This window comes from Leucobacter sp. cx-42 (assembly GCF_014529985.1).
Classification (GTDB): Bacteria; Actinomycetota; Actinomycetes; order Actinomycetales; family Microbacteriaceae; genus Leucobacter.
On sequence record NZ_JACVMU010000001.1, the window covers coordinates 99,829 to 114,737 of the forward strand.

The 14,909-nt window shown below is 61.5% G+C and carries 13 protein-coding genes; 3 read left to right on the forward strand and 10 right to left on the reverse strand.

What is annotated here, in order from left to right:
- Window positions 1–35: 35 nt before the first annotated feature.
- The 5 genes from ICM05_RS00420 to ICM05_RS00440 are packed head-to-tail and all read right to left on the reverse strand — an operon-like array spanning window position 36 to window position 4,914.
- Window positions 36–758 (reverse strand): type 1 glutamine amidotransferase, encoded by a 723-nt coding sequence (locus ICM05_RS00420; protein ID WP_188022591.1) that lies wholly within the window; start codon window positions 756–758, stop codon window positions 36–38.
- On the reverse strand, window positions 755–1,483 hold the full coding sequence (locus ICM05_RS00425) for a gamma-glutamyl-gamma-aminobutyrate hydrolase family protein (protein WP_188022592.1): 729 nt from the start codon (window positions 1,481–1,483) through the stop codon (window positions 755–757). Before ICM05_RS00425 ends, ICM05_RS00420 begins: the two co-directional genes overlap by 4 nt.
- A 2-nt stretch (window positions 1,484–1,485) precedes the next feature.
- Window positions 1,486–2,214, reverse strand: coding sequence for an ABC transporter substrate-binding protein (locus ICM05_RS00430; RefSeq protein WP_188022593.1), 729 nt, complete (start codon window positions 2,212–2,214; stop codon window positions 1,486–1,488).
- Window positions 2,211–3,647 (reverse strand): glutamine synthetase family protein, encoded by a 1,437-nt coding sequence (locus ICM05_RS00435; RefSeq protein WP_188022594.1) that lies wholly within the window; start codon window positions 3,645–3,647, stop codon window positions 2,211–2,213. The genes ICM05_RS00430 and ICM05_RS00435 overlap by 4 nt, the downstream gene beginning before the upstream one ends.
- A 46-nt stretch (window positions 3,648–3,693) precedes the next feature.
- Window positions 3,694–4,914, reverse strand: a complete 1,221-nt coding sequence (locus ICM05_RS00440) for a cytochrome P450 (RefSeq protein ID WP_188022595.1) — start codon at window positions 4,912–4,914, stop codon at window positions 3,694–3,696.
- A gap of 213 nt (window positions 4,915–5,127) precedes the next feature.
- Between ICM05_RS00440 and ICM05_RS00445 the strand changes: the two genes are divergently transcribed.
- Window positions 5,128–6,390 (forward strand): FAD-dependent oxidoreductase, encoded by a 1,263-nt coding sequence (locus ICM05_RS00445; RefSeq protein ID WP_188022596.1) that lies wholly within the window; start codon window positions 5,128–5,130, stop codon window positions 6,388–6,390.
- Window positions 6,391–6,430: 40 nt separating this feature from the next.
- Complete coding sequence (locus tag ICM05_RS00450; RefSeq protein ID WP_188022597.1) at window positions 6,431–6,898, forward strand: flavodoxin domain-containing protein; 468 nt, start codon at window positions 6,431–6,433, stop codon at window positions 6,896–6,898.
- 83 nt (window positions 6,899–6,981) lie between these two features.
- Here the strand turns inward: ICM05_RS00450 and ICM05_RS00455 are convergent, their stop codons facing one another.
- From ICM05_RS00455 to ICM05_RS00465, 3 genes are read right to left on the reverse strand one after another with little or no spacing between them, the layout of a single operon-like run.
- Entirely contained in the window at window positions 6,982–7,959 is a 978-nt protein-coding gene (locus ICM05_RS00455) for an alpha/beta hydrolase (RefSeq protein ID WP_188022598.1), read from the reverse strand.
- On the reverse strand, window positions 7,959–9,443 hold the full coding sequence (locus ICM05_RS00460) for an NAD(P)/FAD-dependent oxidoreductase (RefSeq protein WP_188022599.1): 1,485 nt from the start codon (window positions 9,441–9,443) through the stop codon (window positions 7,959–7,961). The genes ICM05_RS00455 and ICM05_RS00460 overlap by 1 nt, the downstream gene beginning before the upstream one ends.
- 47 nt (window positions 9,444–9,490) lie before the next feature.
- Window positions 9,491–10,630 carry an alcohol dehydrogenase catalytic domain-containing protein gene (locus ICM05_RS00465; RefSeq protein WP_188022600.1) on the reverse strand — a complete coding sequence of 380 codons (1,140 nt, stop codon included), beginning with the start codon at window positions 10,628–10,630 and terminating at the stop codon, window positions 9,491–9,493.
- A gap of 147 nt (window positions 10,631–10,777) precedes the next feature.
- On the opposite strand from ICM05_RS00465, the gene ICM05_RS00470 reads away from it, so the two are divergent.
- The gene (locus ICM05_RS00470; RefSeq protein ID WP_188022601.1) at window positions 10,778–12,544 is read left to right on the forward strand and encodes a GAF domain-containing protein; all 1,767 of its coding nucleotides are present in this window, start codon (window positions 10,778–10,780) and stop codon (window positions 12,542–12,544) included.
- On the opposite strand, the gene ICM05_RS00475 is transcribed toward ICM05_RS00470, so the two are convergent.
- Both ICM05_RS00475 and ICM05_RS00480 read right to left on the reverse strand, forming a co-directional pair.
- Window positions 12,541–13,320 carry a gamma-glutamyl-gamma-aminobutyrate hydrolase family protein gene (locus ICM05_RS00475; RefSeq protein WP_188022602.1) on the reverse strand — a complete coding sequence of 260 codons (780 nt, stop codon included), beginning with the start codon at window positions 13,318–13,320 and terminating at the stop codon, window positions 12,541–12,543. The two genes, ICM05_RS00470 and ICM05_RS00475, sit on opposite strands and share 4 nt — an antisense overlap.
- An 80-nt stretch (window positions 13,321–13,400) precedes the next feature.
- On the reverse strand, window positions 13,401–14,903 hold the full coding sequence (locus ICM05_RS00480) for an APC family permease (RefSeq protein ID WP_188022603.1): 1,503 nt from the start codon (window positions 14,901–14,903) through the stop codon (window positions 13,401–13,403).
- Window positions 14,904–14,909 lie beyond the last annotated feature (6 nt).

The window sequence follows — 14,909 nt, forward strand, 5'->3', positions numbered from 1 at the left end:
TGTGGTGCTGGTCTCGCGGTGTTGTGTGATGCCGCCTAGCGTGCCTGGGTGATGACCGCTGCGAAGCGATCCGCAATTGGCAGCCACGCCGCTCCGAGCCGAGGCTCGGCGTCCGTGACCGCTGCAATAATCTGGCGCGGATCGAGCCCCAACTCATCGAGGCTTTCGGGATCCTCGTCGACCCAGTCACTTGCGGTCGGGCCAAGCGCTTCTGGGTGGAACTGCACGCCCCATGCCGCCGATCCAACGCGGAATGCTTGGTTCGCACACGCGTCGCTTGAGGCCAGGACCTCGGTGTTCAGCGGCAGGGTGTCAGCTTCGAGCCAGTGCCACTGCACGACCGGAAGCGATGCGCTTGCGATACCTCCGAATACGGGATCCGCGCTCGCAGACTCAGCGAATTCCACCTTGCACAGACCAACTTCTGGGCCGGCAGGCATCGTTCGGACATGACCGCCGGCCGCCGTCGCAAGCAGTTGCGCACCGAGGCAGATGCCGAGCATCGGGATCTCACCGTCGATTGCTTCGGTGATGAGCCCGCGAGTGGCTGGAAGCCAGGGCGCCCGTTCATCCTCTGTTGGCCCCATTGCGCCGCCGAGCACGATGAGTGCGTCGAATCCGTCCAGTGAGTCAGGCACGGACTCGCCGGTGTCTGGCCCAACCGTGACAAGGTCGAGGCCGTTTGCGCGCAAACGCGGCGCGAGCTGGCCAAGGCCAGCGTTCTTCTGGTGCTCAACAACGAGTACGCGTGCGGTCATCGTCCCTGTTCCTCTCGGTAGCGCTGTGCGCTGGTGACGAGCCAGTCAAAGAGTGCTTGCTGACGCCCGTCTTCAGCGGCGGTGTCTTCAGGATGCCACTGCATTGCCAAAACTGGTGCAGCCACATGCTCAAATGCTTCAACTACGCCGTCGGGCGCGCGACCGACCACGCGGAGATCGGCACCGATCCGCCCAATCGCTTGATGGTGATACGACGACACCGGCAGCTGCGTCGATGCGAGCACGGCTGCCATGCGTGAGTCGGGTTCGAGCGTGACGTCGTGTACCGAATTGCGATGCACGCTGTCGGGTGCGACATCTTGGACCAGGCTGCCGCCCTGCTCGACGTTGAGGAGCTGGAATCCGCGGCAGATCGCAAGCACGGGAAGCCCCATCTCGATCGCTGCGGCGAGGAGCCCGGCTTCGAACTCGTCTTGCTCAGCAAAGTCAGCGGTGAGCGTGGCGTCACCTGCTGCCTCGCCATAGCGGGCAGGTGCGACGTCGGCTCCGCCAGGCACGAGCAGCGCGTCGAGCCCGAGGAGGCGCTCAGCTGGTTCGAGACTGCTGAGCGCAAACAGCGTGTGCGGCTCGCCGCCGGCGCGGATCACTGATTTCAGTACCGCGCCGGCGACGGCGCTGCCGTCGAATCGGAGCCCGTGCACCTGGTTAGACCACATGCCCGTTACGCCGATTCGCGGCACCGCCTGCGCCTTCGTGTGCTGCATTTTTACTCCGCGTTCTTCAGTGGGAAGGGCAGCAACGGCATCCACTTCTTCCAGACGGCTTCGAGCGAGCCATCTGCGATGACCGACTCGATCGCCGCGTTGATCTCGGCTCGTAGCTCATCGTTGCCCGGTGCGACGCCGATGCCCCACCGGTTCCCCGTGAGCACGGTGAATGCCTCAACGAAGTCAGGATCTTCCTGCCCGAGCGGAATCATCACCACATCGTCATCAACGAAGCCGTCGACCTCGCCCGACCGGGTCGCCTCGATCATGTCTTTGAAGACATCGTCGCTCGCGCCAAAGTGCACCAGCTCGACACCGGGGAAGGTCTCGGCGAGCTTCATGTTCGTCGATCCGGTGATCGCGCCGATCCTGTAGCCGGCGAGATCATCGGCCGAGCGTGCCGGGTCATCGGCTCGCACGATCAACGTCTCATTGAATACAGCGTACGGATGGGTGAAATCAACGAGTGCTGCGCGCTCTGGCGTCATACCCTGACCGCACCAGACCGCGTCGGCGCCGCCGGCGCGCACGGTCGGGATCATGTCGTCCCACGGGACCATCACCCACTCGACACTTGCCGCGCCGCCCGCGAGCCGCGACATGACCAGCGCGGCAGCCTCCGGCTCGTATCCCCCACGGGTCTTCCCGTCCTGGCTTTTCGAGAACAGGGGCAGCGCCTCTGAGTCGATGCATGCCAGCTTGATGATTCGTTCGTTGTTGGTGCTCACGGAATTGCCTCCCAGTACTGATCAAATTCCCACTGTGTAATGACTCCGCAATAGCGGGCCCATTCGTCACGCTTGAGCTGCACAAAGATACGTGTCAGCTCTTCTGGCATTGCGTTCATGAGGTACTCATCTGCCTCGAACGCCTCGATCGCCATGCCGAGCGTGTTCGGCACGAGGCCACCGTTGGCCTCGTCGCTGAGCTGGCCTGGTTCGCCTGGATCGATCCGCGACTCCAGACCGTGCTCAATTGCGGCCAGCAAGTACAGGTGCGAGAGATACGGGTTCACGCTCGCGTCTGGCAGGCGGTATTCCATACGGCCGTTGGCAGAAATGCGGATCGCAACGCCACGGGTATCGAGGCCCCAATCGGCTCCCGACGGCGCGAACTGGCCAGCGTCCCAGAAACGCTTGTACGAGTTCACAGTCGATGCCATCACCAGCATCGAACCGGGGGTGTGCCGAAGCATGCCGCCCATCGCGTGCCGCGCAAGCTCCGTCGCGTGCAGTTCGACGCGACCGTCCTCAACGACGTTTTCTGCTGGGCCGTCGCCGTCGACCTTCCACAGGCTGAGGTTGTGGTGGCAGCCATTACCCATTTTGCCGTTGTACGGCTTCGCCATGAAGCTTGCCTGAAGCCCGAGCTCACGCGCCGTCTGCTTGCAGATCTGACGGTAGGTGGTCATACGCTCTGCCGTGAGGTCGGCACGATCGTAATCCCAGTTGAGCTCAATCTGTCCGTCGTCTTCATAGTCACCCTGGATCATCGTGAAGTCGAGGGCCTTGCCGTAGCCGTACACCTTCTTGAAGACCGGGCGCATCCTCTCAAGGTTTTCGACCTGGTACGCGGGGCTCTGGTCTTCCTTCGAGACTGGTTCAATCCCGGGACCGATCCAGGTCATTTCTGGCTCGAGACCCGAACGAAGCTCCAGGCCGGTGCGCTCGGTGAAGCCACGCATCGCTGCTTTGAGGAGCGCACGAGTATCGAGCGCTACGAGCCGGCCACCGCCCTCGCCAAGATGGGGCGGATCGTACGCGGTACAGAAGATACGAGCGACCTCAGTATCCCAGGGCAGCACCTGGAAGGTCTCTGGCTCGGGAAGTCCCCAGAACTCGTGTGCGTCGACGCCACCACCGATGAGCTCGCCCTCGCGGCTCGTCTGCAGGTCAGTCAGGGCCGTGCGGTGAAACGCGATGCCCTTCTTCAACATGCGCTCATAGAGTTCTGCTGGCACGACCTTTGCGACCGTGCGCGCCCCCAGCGTCGGGAGCATGTAGTAAATGTACTTCACCCCGGTTTCGCGGATCTTGTCACTGAGTGCCTGCACGACCTCGGGTCGCAGGTTTGCGGCTTGATGTCGCGCGAACGCTGTGTCATCCGCGAGAATTTCACGCATGGCAGCGCCGAAGCTGCCACCCGTTTTCAGATCAGACATGAGGTCCCTTTCGTCTTTGGAAGGTTCGTAATGCCGTGTCGCGTCGTTAGCGTACGGAGAATGTGATGGGGAGTTTGACCGGTCCGTGGTTTCCCGAGTCGGGGAGCCACTCATCGCCACCGGGGCAGGTGATATCGGTGAAGGCCTGGGCGAGCAGCGGGAGCGCAACGCTCATGTCCGCGCGCGCAATGTAATGACCGAGGCAGTGATGCACGCCGCCGCCGAAGGTGTGATGCTGCTTCCGGTCCGTCGCGTTGAGATCAATGTCAGGGTCCGGGTAGGCCTCGGGGTCGGTGCCACTCGACATCGTGAAGAGATGCACCGTGGTGCCGTTTGCGATCTGCAGCCCCTTGAACTCAAAGTCTTCGTTTGCCTCGCGTGTCACCCACCGAGTTGTGGGGTTCACACGCAGTCCTTCTTCGAGCGCAGGCTTTGCGTACTTCGCGGGATCCGCTGCGAGCAACTCCCACTGCTCGGGGTTGCGCATGAACGTCTGCAAGAGCAGACCGATCTGGTTACGGGTGGTGTCCATGCCACCGAACAGCATGAGCACGAGTGCATTCCGCAACTCTTCGGTCGTGAGCTTGTCGTCTGCCTGAGAGAACTGCACCAGGCGCGAGACGACATCTTCACCCGGGTGTGCCCGGCGCTCCTCGATGAGTTCATCAACGAAGTCGTAGAGTTCCTTCACTGCCTCATCAATCGCTTCGATGTCTTCCTTGATGGAGACACTCAGCGCGTAACCGACCGTGTTCGCGCGAGATGCAATGAACTTCCAATGCTTGTGATCGAGCCCCATCATTGCGCAGAGCGCACGGGTCGCAAACGGCTCAGAGAACGCCGCGACGAAGTCAACCTCTTCCCCTGCCGCGTGCAGCGCCTTCATCTCCGCAATGAGCTCATTTGCAATGTCAGCAAACTCTGGCTCAAGTCGACGTGCAACCGCTGGCGAGAATGCGGGGTTCAGGAGTCGGCGAATGCGGTGGTGCTCGTCTCCCTCAAGCACGAGCAGGTTTTTCGCCCACCACTCGTAGAAGATGCCGGTGTGCACCCCGTGGTGCTCCGGCCATTTTGCGCTGCCCTGGTTCAGGCTCGGGTGCTTCAGCAGCTCGGTGACTTCCTTGTACCGCAGAATGCCGTACCCGTAGTTGGTCTTTGCGTACCAACTACGTTCACGCGCATCTCGGACCTCTTCAGAGTTCATCGCAAATGCGGGTGAAGCGATGTCCAAATACGGCACGTCTGTGTGGGTATCCTGGCCAGTCATTCGTACTCCTTTGTCGAATAAATCGTGCTTCGGCCGCCGTCGCGTCATTGCGGCCGGTCAGCAATAAGCTATCCATGAATGTTTTAGATTGCAAGTAAATTCAACGAAACTTTTGCCCAATGGGAAATTCAGTTAATAAAACATTCATCGAATGAATCTTTATGGGTACACTAGTGCCATTGCACGCGAACCACTCAAGCAAAGGAGCTAGAGATGTCGTCACCTGCGAACCTGCACATCGCGATCATTGGGGCAGGCCCCTCCGGCTGCTACCTTGCCCAGGCGCTCTCGCGCGGTCTGCCAGAAAGCACCATCACCATCTTTGATCGTTTGGCCTCGCCATTCGGCCTCATTCGCTACGGCGTCGCCGCAGACCATCAGCACACCAAAGCCATCACGCGCCAGTTCGAACGACTCTTCGCCAGTGGCGCCGCGCGCTTTGCCGGCGACATCGAGGTCGGCAGAGATCTCTCGCTCGCAGACCTGCAGGCGAACTTCGATGCGGTCGTCTTGGCTTCTGGCCTGACGATTGACCGCCAACTGGATATTCCAGGCGCCGAACTGCCTGGCGTGCTCGGCGCAGGCGAGATCACGCGCGCCTTGAATTCGCACCCGGCATCGGCAGCGCTCCGACCAGATTTTGGGACGGAGGTCGTCATCATTGGAGCGGGAAATGTTGCCCTCGATATTCTGCGCTTTCTGGTCAAGGATGCTGCAGGCTACGACGCGAGCGATGTCAACGACGCCTATCTCAACGCCTACCTGTCTGCTCCCGCGCAGCGTGTGACACTCGCGAGCAGATCGCGCACCGCAGAGTCCAAGGGCGATCCGCAGATGATCAAGGAGCTGGCCACACTCCCCCGCGCGCACTATTCGTCGACGACGGCGACCGCGGCTGCCCCCGATGCCGACCGCACAGCGACTGCCCGATCCGCCGCTTTTGCCGACCTGTTCTCCCCCGATCGCGCGCCGGCGCCTGGCCCCGAGGTGCACGTGCTCTTCGGTGCGACCCCCACACGCATCCTTGGCGCGGATCACGTGACCGGTGTCGAGTTTGCGCTCGGCAGCGAGACCACAGTGGTCCCGGCAACATCGGTCATCACCGCGGTCGGGTTTGCGCCTGATGCCGATGACGCATTGAGCGCGCTCACGGCAACGCCGGCGGCGAGCGGCCGCCTGGCGGCCGGCCTGTACCGTACGGGCTGGGCGAAGCGTGGCCCGAACGGCGCGATTCCAGAAAATCGCGCCTGCGCAAAGAGTGTCGCTGACGAAATGCTCGCCGATATTGAGAGCGGCGCACTCGCCCCAGCCGGGAAGACCGGATTCGCTGGGCTGCCAGACACGGTACGCGAACGCGCCGTCAGTTACGACGACTGGCTTCGCTTGGATGCGCACGAACGCAACACTGCGCTCGCGAATCGCGTACGCAACAAGCTTCCCGATCACACGTACATGGTCAAGATTGCCCGCGGGTAATTCAGACACTTCACGCCTCCTCGAAAGGAACCAACCAGTCATGAAATTCACTGTTCTTTACGGCACTGAGTCCGGAAACTCAGAACTCATTGCAGAAGATCTCGGCGAGCATCTGCGCGACTCCAACGACGATGTTGCGGTCCACGATCTCCAGAACTTCGACCCAGCGGACCTCACACCAGACCGGTTTACCATCGTGATCTGCTCCACACACGGCGAGGGTGACCTGCCCAACACCGCGATTCCTTTTGTTGAAGCGTTCGACCAGGTACTGCCAGACCTCACCGGGCTCCAGTACGCGATGTTTGGTCTCGGCGACACCTTCTACGAGGAGACCTACAGTCAGGGCAGCGAGCACATTGACCGCCGCTTCACCGCTCAGGGTGCCACGCGCGTCGGCGAATACGGACGTCATGACGCATCATCGTGGGACATGGGAAGTGACGTGGCAATCGCCTGGATTCCCAGCGTGCTTGAAGCGCTCGCGGAACTCCGAGCTGCAGCGTAACCCGCACACCGAATGAGTGAGGGGCTGGGCACCTCTACGGGCGCCCAGCCCCTCACTCATTCATGCCACATACGCGGCGCGCATCACACCATACGAGTGATGAACTCCGCTGCGCGAGCAAGCTGCTCTTCACCGGCCTGGATCTTGCCAGCCGAGGTGAAGATGCCATGTGCATTGCCAGGCAAGTGCGTCAGCTCAACGTGCGTACCCGCGGTCGCAAGGAGCTGCGTGTACTCAAGCGCCTCATCCGCGAGCGGATCGAGTCCGAGCGTGATGATCCACGCCGGCGGCTGCGCCTGCGCACCGGGTTCTCGCGCTGCGAGCAGCGGCGAGACACGGTGGTCTGCGCGATCCGCGTCTGCCGTTGCCGGATCAAGGAACTCCTGAGCGAACCAACGCATCGTGTCTGCCGTGAGCGGGAAGCCCTCGGTGATACGTGCGTACCCAGCAGACTCAGCTGACAGATCAAGCACCGGGTACAACAGCACCTGAGCCGCGATCGTCGTGCCTTCGACCTGCATCGAGGGCTCAAACGCAAGTGCGGTCGCGATGCCGCCGCCGGCGCTGTCACCGCAGGTGACGATCCGCTGTGCATCCCAGCCACGCTCGGCAGCAGCATCACGAATCCACGCAACTGCGAGCGCAGAGTCAATGTGTGCCGCGGGGAACGGGAATTCTGGGCCGAGGCGGTAATCAATCGCAACAACGGGCAGACCGGTCAGCGTCGCCAGGCGTCGGCACGCAGAATCATGCGTCTCAAGCGAGCCGATGACCCAGCCACCACCGTGCGCGAATACGATCACGCCGTCAGCGGCGTTACGTTCGGGGCGCGGATCGTAGACCCGGACCTTGAACGCCTCGTCGCCCGCACCAACCGTCACATCTTCGACGTGCGCGATGGGGTCGGGAGCAAGACCGTTGGCCTTGCTCGAGACCTCATAGTTCTGGCGCGAGATCGCCATCGTTTCCGCGTCCTGGAACGACTTGCCCCCGGATGCGCGGAAGGCCGCGACCAGCTCTCGCTGGTCCGCGGCCACCACGTTGATCGGAACGATCGTCATTAGTTCGCTGCCGGAACTGCCGAGCGAACGAGGTAATCGTCCATGTTGAACTCACCTGCGAGCGAGCGGTACTCCTCAACGGTGCCAGACCAGTTGTTGATGACCTTGCCCTTCGAGTTCTTGTACCAGCTCGAGCAATCGCTCGAGAACGCCGAACCGTTCATCTCTTCCTGCATTGCCTCGTTGAACTGATCGAGGCGCTCGCGGCGAACGTCAACCGAAACCTTCTCGATGCCAGCGGTCTTTGCGAGCGCGTCCTGCACGTATGCCTGCTGGATCTCAAGCATGGTGACAACCGAGTTATGGTTGAGGTTGGTGTTCGGGCCGTACATGAGGAACATGTTGGGGAAGCCGTCGACGGTGAGGCCAACGTATGCCTCTGCGTCTTCGGTGCCCCAGCGGTCAGCAAGGCTCAGGCCGTCGCGACCGATGATCTGGATGTTGCCCTGGAAGTTCTGCGAGTAGAAGCCGGTGCCGTAGATGATGACGTCAGCTTCGTGCTCAACACCATCAGTGGTGACGATACCGTTCTCGGTGAAGTGGTCGATGCCCTCGGTGACCAGCGTGACGTTGTCGCGGAGGAAGGTCGGGTAGTACGCCGAGGTACGGAGGATGCGCTTGCAACCGAACTCGAAGGTCGGGGTGAGCTTCTCGCGGAGCTCGGGATCCTCGATGACCGATGCGAGGTAGTCGAGCGACTCCTTCGCGCCTTCAGCCTGGCCGCCGGTGTTCAGACGGGTACGCTCGAAGCCAGCCTCACGGAGATCGTGGATCGCGCGACGCGACTCCTCGAAGATCTCGGGGTTCTTCTCGAATGCGTCGAGCTGCTCGTCAGTGAATTCAATCTGGTCGCGGGGCAAGATGTAGTTTGCCGAACGAGCGAATACCTCGAGCTGGCCTGCCTCTTCTGCAACGAAGGGGACGTACTGTACTGCCGAAGCTGCCGAACCGATCGAGATGACCTTCTTGCCGGTCAGATCGATGTCGTGACGCCAGTTTGCCGAGTGGAACTGCTCGCCCTTGAAGTCTTCGCGACCCTTCCAGTTCGGAATCTTGGGTGCGTTGAGCTGGCCCCAAGCCGGGACGAAGAAGTCAGAAGTGTACTGTTCGCCGTTTGCGAGCGAGATGACCCAGTGAGCCTCTTCTTCGTTCCAGCGTGCCTCGGTGATCTCCGAGTTGTACTTCATGTGCTTCTCAATGCCGAATGCATCGCGGAGCTGCTCCTGGTAGGAAAGCATCTCGTCCTGGCCTGCGAACATCTTCGACACGCGAAGGTGCGGGAAGAAGGTGTAGCAGTAGACGTGTGCCTGGGTGTCGCAAGCTGCGCCGGGGTAGGTGTTGTCGCGCCATACGCCGCCGACTGCGCCTGCCTTCTCGAAGACAGCGAAGTCGTTCTCGCCTGCGCGAACGAGCTGTGCTGCCATGCCGAGGCCGCCGAACCCGGAGCCGAGGATTGCTACGCGGAAGTGCTGAGGAGTGCTCATGATTATTTCCTTTGAGGTACTACGTGATGAAGAGAAGAATTGAAAAGTTATGCGGTGGCTGCCGGCATGCGAATGATCTGTCGCAGCACGTTGCCTGAAGCGAGAGCGTCCATGCCCTCGTTCATTTCGTCGAGTTCGATGGTGCCGCTAATGAGGCGCTCAAGCGGCAGGTCGCCTGCACGCCAGAGCTCTTCGAACTTGGGAATGTCGCGGCTAGGAACGGCCGAACCGAGGTAGCAGCCGATGACAGACTGTGCGCGAGCGGTGAGCTTCAACGGCTCGATCTCACTCATTGCGCCGGGAGCCGGGAGGCCTACGGTCACGAGGGTGCCGCCGAAGCCGATCATCTTGTACGCGGTCTCGAATGCGCGGGGGTGACCTACGGCTTCGATCACCACATCGGCGATGATGCCAGCTTCTGCTGCCTGCTGCGGGGTGTACGCCTCGTCGGCGCCCCACTCCTTTGCGAGTTCGAGCTTCTGCTCGTTCGCATCAACAGCGATGACCTTGTTCGGCTTCACCGCAAGCGCAGTAAGCAGCGCGGCCATGCCCACGCCGCCGAGACCGACGATCGCGATCGACTGGTTCGAAGTAAGCTTCGCCGCGTTCAGTACTGCGCCGCCACCGGTGAGCACTGCGCAACCAAGTACCGCTGCGATATCTGCGGGAACATCGCTGCCGACCGGAACGATCGAGCGGCGGTCGACAACCGCGTACTCTGCGAAGCCCGAGCAACCAAGGTGGTGCTTCACGCTCTCACCGTCGCGGGTGAGATGCTCGCTGCCGCTAAGGAGCGTGCCGACCTCGTTGGTCTTCGACCCTGCCGAGCACGGCAGGCGACCATCGGTCAAGCACTCTGCGCACTCGCCACAGCGGGGAAGGAAGGTGAGTACCACGCGCTGGCCGAGTTCGAGGTCGGTGACGCCGTCACCAATCTCTTCGACGATGCCTGCTGCTTCGTGGCCGAGGAGCATCGGAACGGGACGCGGACGCGACCCGTTTACGACCGAAAGATCTGAGTGGCAGATGCTCGCTGCTTCGATGCGAACGAGAACCTCTCCTGCTGCGGGGCCAGAGAGTTCAACCGCATCGATGGTGATGGGACGGCTCCTGCTGTACGGAGCCTCTGCGCCCAACTGGTTCAACACTGCGCCACGGATGGTGCGCGTCGTCGTTGTGCCGCTCATCGTCGCCTCCTGATTGTTGATTCGTGTTGTGCTTCGTGTTGAGAACGACGACCGCGTCGCCGTTAACACTTACGAGAATGCCGCCCACTTTTCACAAACCATGTGTGCAACTATCTATTCTTTTTGATCGAATGTAGAGTTTTCTACATGATCACCGCCGACACGCCACCCGCTGATTACGACTCGCTCATCGAATGGGCTCGGCGACAGCAGCGACTCACGAGCTCAATCTCTGAATTCGCTATCGCAATCACAGCGATTCGTGATGATTCGGCTGCATTGCAACAGCTCGTTGCCCGCACCCGTTCGCTTCTCGATGTCGATATGGCGTACATCAGCTTGAATGGCACCGACGGCAGCGGCTTCACACACATCGTGGAAACCGCGGGAGTGCGCACCGACGCATATCGCACACTCCGCATGCCACTCGGCGCCGGCGTGCTTGGTCGCGTTGCAGAGTCAGGCAGCCCGGCACAGACGAGCGATTACGCCACCGACACTGTCCTCACACACGACAGCGAAGTCGACCGGGTCGTCGAAGCTGAAGGCGTCAAAGCCATTCTTGGTGCGCCAATGAAGTCACGCGGCAAGGTCATCGGCGCACTTCTCGTCGCGAACCGATTCGCCAAAAAGTTCACTGATGAGCAGGTCTTTATCGCGGAGACCCTGGCGAATATTGCCACCGTTGCGATCGACAACATGCATCGCGTCGATTCTCTCACCACCTCCCTCACCGAGCTTCGCGGCTCGGCATCCGAACGCGAACGCGAACTCGAAACGCAACGCAGAATCACGAGCGCGGACGAGTCACTCATGGACGCGATTGCCGGCGGTGGCGGCCTTGCCTCACTCCGCTCAGGCATGGAGCGTGCAATTGGCCGCGAGACACAACTGGTCGACATGACCGTCCGATTCGACATGCGCGAGGCCGCTGCAGAAATCGGTGACAGCGAACGCCCACTCTTTGCCCTTTCAGCCAAAACCGGTGACCCCATGAGCGTGATGCGCGAGGGCGGCACCGAACAGACCATCATGGCCGCGACCCGACGAGGCGAACTCGTCGGCGCGGTCATGGTTGAGGGCGCCATCTCCGACAGCGATGAACTCGTGTTGCGTCGCTGTGCTCACGTGCTCGGTGTCTTCCTGAGCGCGCAGGATCGCGAACGCGGCGACCTCGCACGCCGCAGAAAAGAGCTCATTCAGCAGGTACTCTCGCCGCCACCCGGCGGTCTCGATGTGACCGTCGTGACGCAGCTCAGCGAGCTCGGCATCATGACGGGCCACCCGTACCGAATCCTCATCGCTGATGGCGCAGAGTCGTCGCTCCGAGACTTCCAGCACCGCCTGGAGCTCAACTTCGGCGTGACACTGTTACACGCACAAATCGGCGAGCAGATCGTTGCACTTGCGCCAGAGGCTGCGTTTGAACGAGTGCAGGCCGAGCTTGAGTCTCGCGGCGCTCGACACTGGGGCTCGATGCTCGTCGGGCACTCCCCCGCACTCCACATGTTCGAAGTCGTGCCAGACGAGTTTGCGCTACTCAATCGCGTGCTCGAAGCAGCACGCCGATCAAACCACCCGCGAACCCTTGTCTCGTTGCTCACGTTTGGGGCAATCGGCGCGTTCCTCTCCAAGGTCACGATCGAGCCAACGCGATTGGCAATTCAAGACTTCATCGGGCCGGTCATCGAGTACGACCGTACCCACGGAACCGCGCTCGTGAACACGGCGACGGTATTCCTTGATTCCGGTCGATCAGTGTCAGAGACCGCGCGCACGATGCATGTGCACGAGAACACCGTGCGCCAGCGGATCGACCGCGTGGGCAGTCTCCTCGGCGAGGACTGGGCAGCAGGTCACCGCGTACTCGATTCGCACATCATGTTCGCGGCGAACCGACTCATCGGCGACTAACGCGCCTGCGCGACGAGTTCGGCAAAGATGCGGTCGCGATCCGCCACATTGCCGCCAGGCTCTTCTGGGTGCCACTGCACCCCCACCATCCAGGAGGCCACGCGGTGCCTCGTCGCCTCAACAATGCCATCGTGCGCGCGTGCCATGACAGCGAGCGCGGGCGCCACCTCTGCAACGGCCTGATGGTGACCGTTCCGGACGGTCAATCGGTCGCGGCCATAGATCTGCGCCAACACTGAATCTGGCTCCAGGATCACTTCTTCATCAATGAACAGCGGATTCCCATCGCCCTTATGGAGCTGCCACTCCGCGAGATCTGGGTACAGCGTGCCCCCGAAGGCGACGTTCATGAGTTGCGATCCCTTGCAGATCGCGAGCGTTGGAATGTCTCTGGAGGCGGCCTCCCGTAACAGATTGAGGCAGTATTCGTCACCACGACCATCAACCCCGTAGAGGTTGTCAGGCAGTGCTCCCGCGTAACCGTAGCAGCTGGGGTCGACGTCGGATCCGCCGAGGAACACCAGCGCATCTGCCTGCTCGCACACCTCTGCGATTGGCTGCAGTTGCGCTCCTGTCGTATAGGTCACGAGTCGCGGACGACCGCCTGCGGCTCGTACCGCATCGAACGCAAGCGCGGTCGTGGCGGTCTGAATCTGCGCGGCAGCGGCATTCATGCCTGGAAATCCGAGCGACACAATCATGGCCACGACTGGGCCATCTGATTGCTCGCGATCCGGGTGATTGAACTGCGTAGGGTCGATGACGAGCTGATGCATGGGAACCTTTCGGATGGAGCGGACGTGGGTGCGCCCAGCAGCGCGAAACTGCTGGGCGCACCCACGTTGAAGTGGAACCGCTACGCGACGACCTTGATCGGACCGCTTGCGTCGCCGGCCGGTGCATCACCCTTGGTGTGCGCCTTCGAGGCGAGCATGTAGATCCAACCAAAGCCGATCACGCACACGGTGGTGATGATGAGGAGATAGTCCTCTGCCCAACCGCCGCCAGTCGGCCGCGGCCACAGGATGTTGGCAACGGCAGCGACACCCCAGATCAACGCGATGATGTTGACGATGTACGCCCAGGCGCCGAGACGGAACTTGCCAGCCGGTTTCCAGCCGAGAATGCGAGCTCTGAGCGCCGCAAACACCACCATCTGGAAACCGATGTAAATGCCGACCGTACCGAAGCTCACCATCGCAGTCAGCGCATCTTCAAGGAAGAGCGAGAGCACGAGAATAATCGCAGGGAACAGCGCTGCCATGAGCAGCGAGCGAGTAGGAACCGCACGCTTCTCGTTGAACTTCGACAGGAAGTTCGACGCCGGCAGGAAGTGGTCACGGCTCATCGAGTAAATGAGGCGGGTTGCCGCTGCCTGCAGACTCGTGAGGCACGAGATAAAAGCGATCACGATCACGAGCATCGCGACCGGGTACACCGGACCGAAGGCTTCCTGCAACAGCACCGCGATCGGATCCGCCACCGTACCATCGGCTACGGCAAGGAAGTTCGGTACTGCCATGGTGAGCGAGAAGGTCAGCAAAATCGTTGCAAAGCCACCGATGTACAGCGTCACGCGCATTGCGCGGGGCACCACGTAGCTCGGGTTCTTGATTTCCTCTGCAACGTCACCGTTAGCCTCAAAGCCGTAGTACGCGTACATACCAATGAGCGCTGCCGCAGCGAACGCACCGAGGTAGCCGCCTGGCGCATCGAGACCGATGCCGAAGTTGTCGAAGAAGATCGAGAAGTCCCACTGGCGACCGAAGATGAGCAGGTACCCACCGATCACCAGGGCGCCGATCATTTCGGCGATCAGGCCGATGAGTGCCGCCCAGCTGAGCACCTTCGTGCCCGAGAAGTTCAGCAGCGTAGCGATGACGAGCGTACCGAGCGCGATGAGCACCATCGCCGGCGTCGTGGCTTCTGCACCAAACACAGCGCTCACGAATGGCGCAGCGCCGTACGAGACAGCGGCGATCGTGCCGACGAGTGCGACAACGTAGATCCAACCATTCATCCACGCCCACTTGCGGCCCCAGAGCCTGCGCGACCAGGGGTACACGCCACCAGAGACCGGGTAGTTCGAGACGACTTCGCCGAACACAAGCGCCACGAAGAACTGTCCGATGAGGGCGATAACGACGGCCCACGCCATGGGCGGGCCAGCCGTGCCAAGCGAGATGGCAAACATCGAGTAGACGCCGGCGATCGGCGACAGGTACGTGAAGCCGAGCGAGACGTTGCCCCAGAAGGTCATGTCTCGCTTAAACTTCGCGTCGTACGAATAACCGAGTGACGCGAGATGCGCGGCGTCCTCGTCGTGGTGCTCCGTCACCACAGCGTTGTTCTCTGACATAGTCTT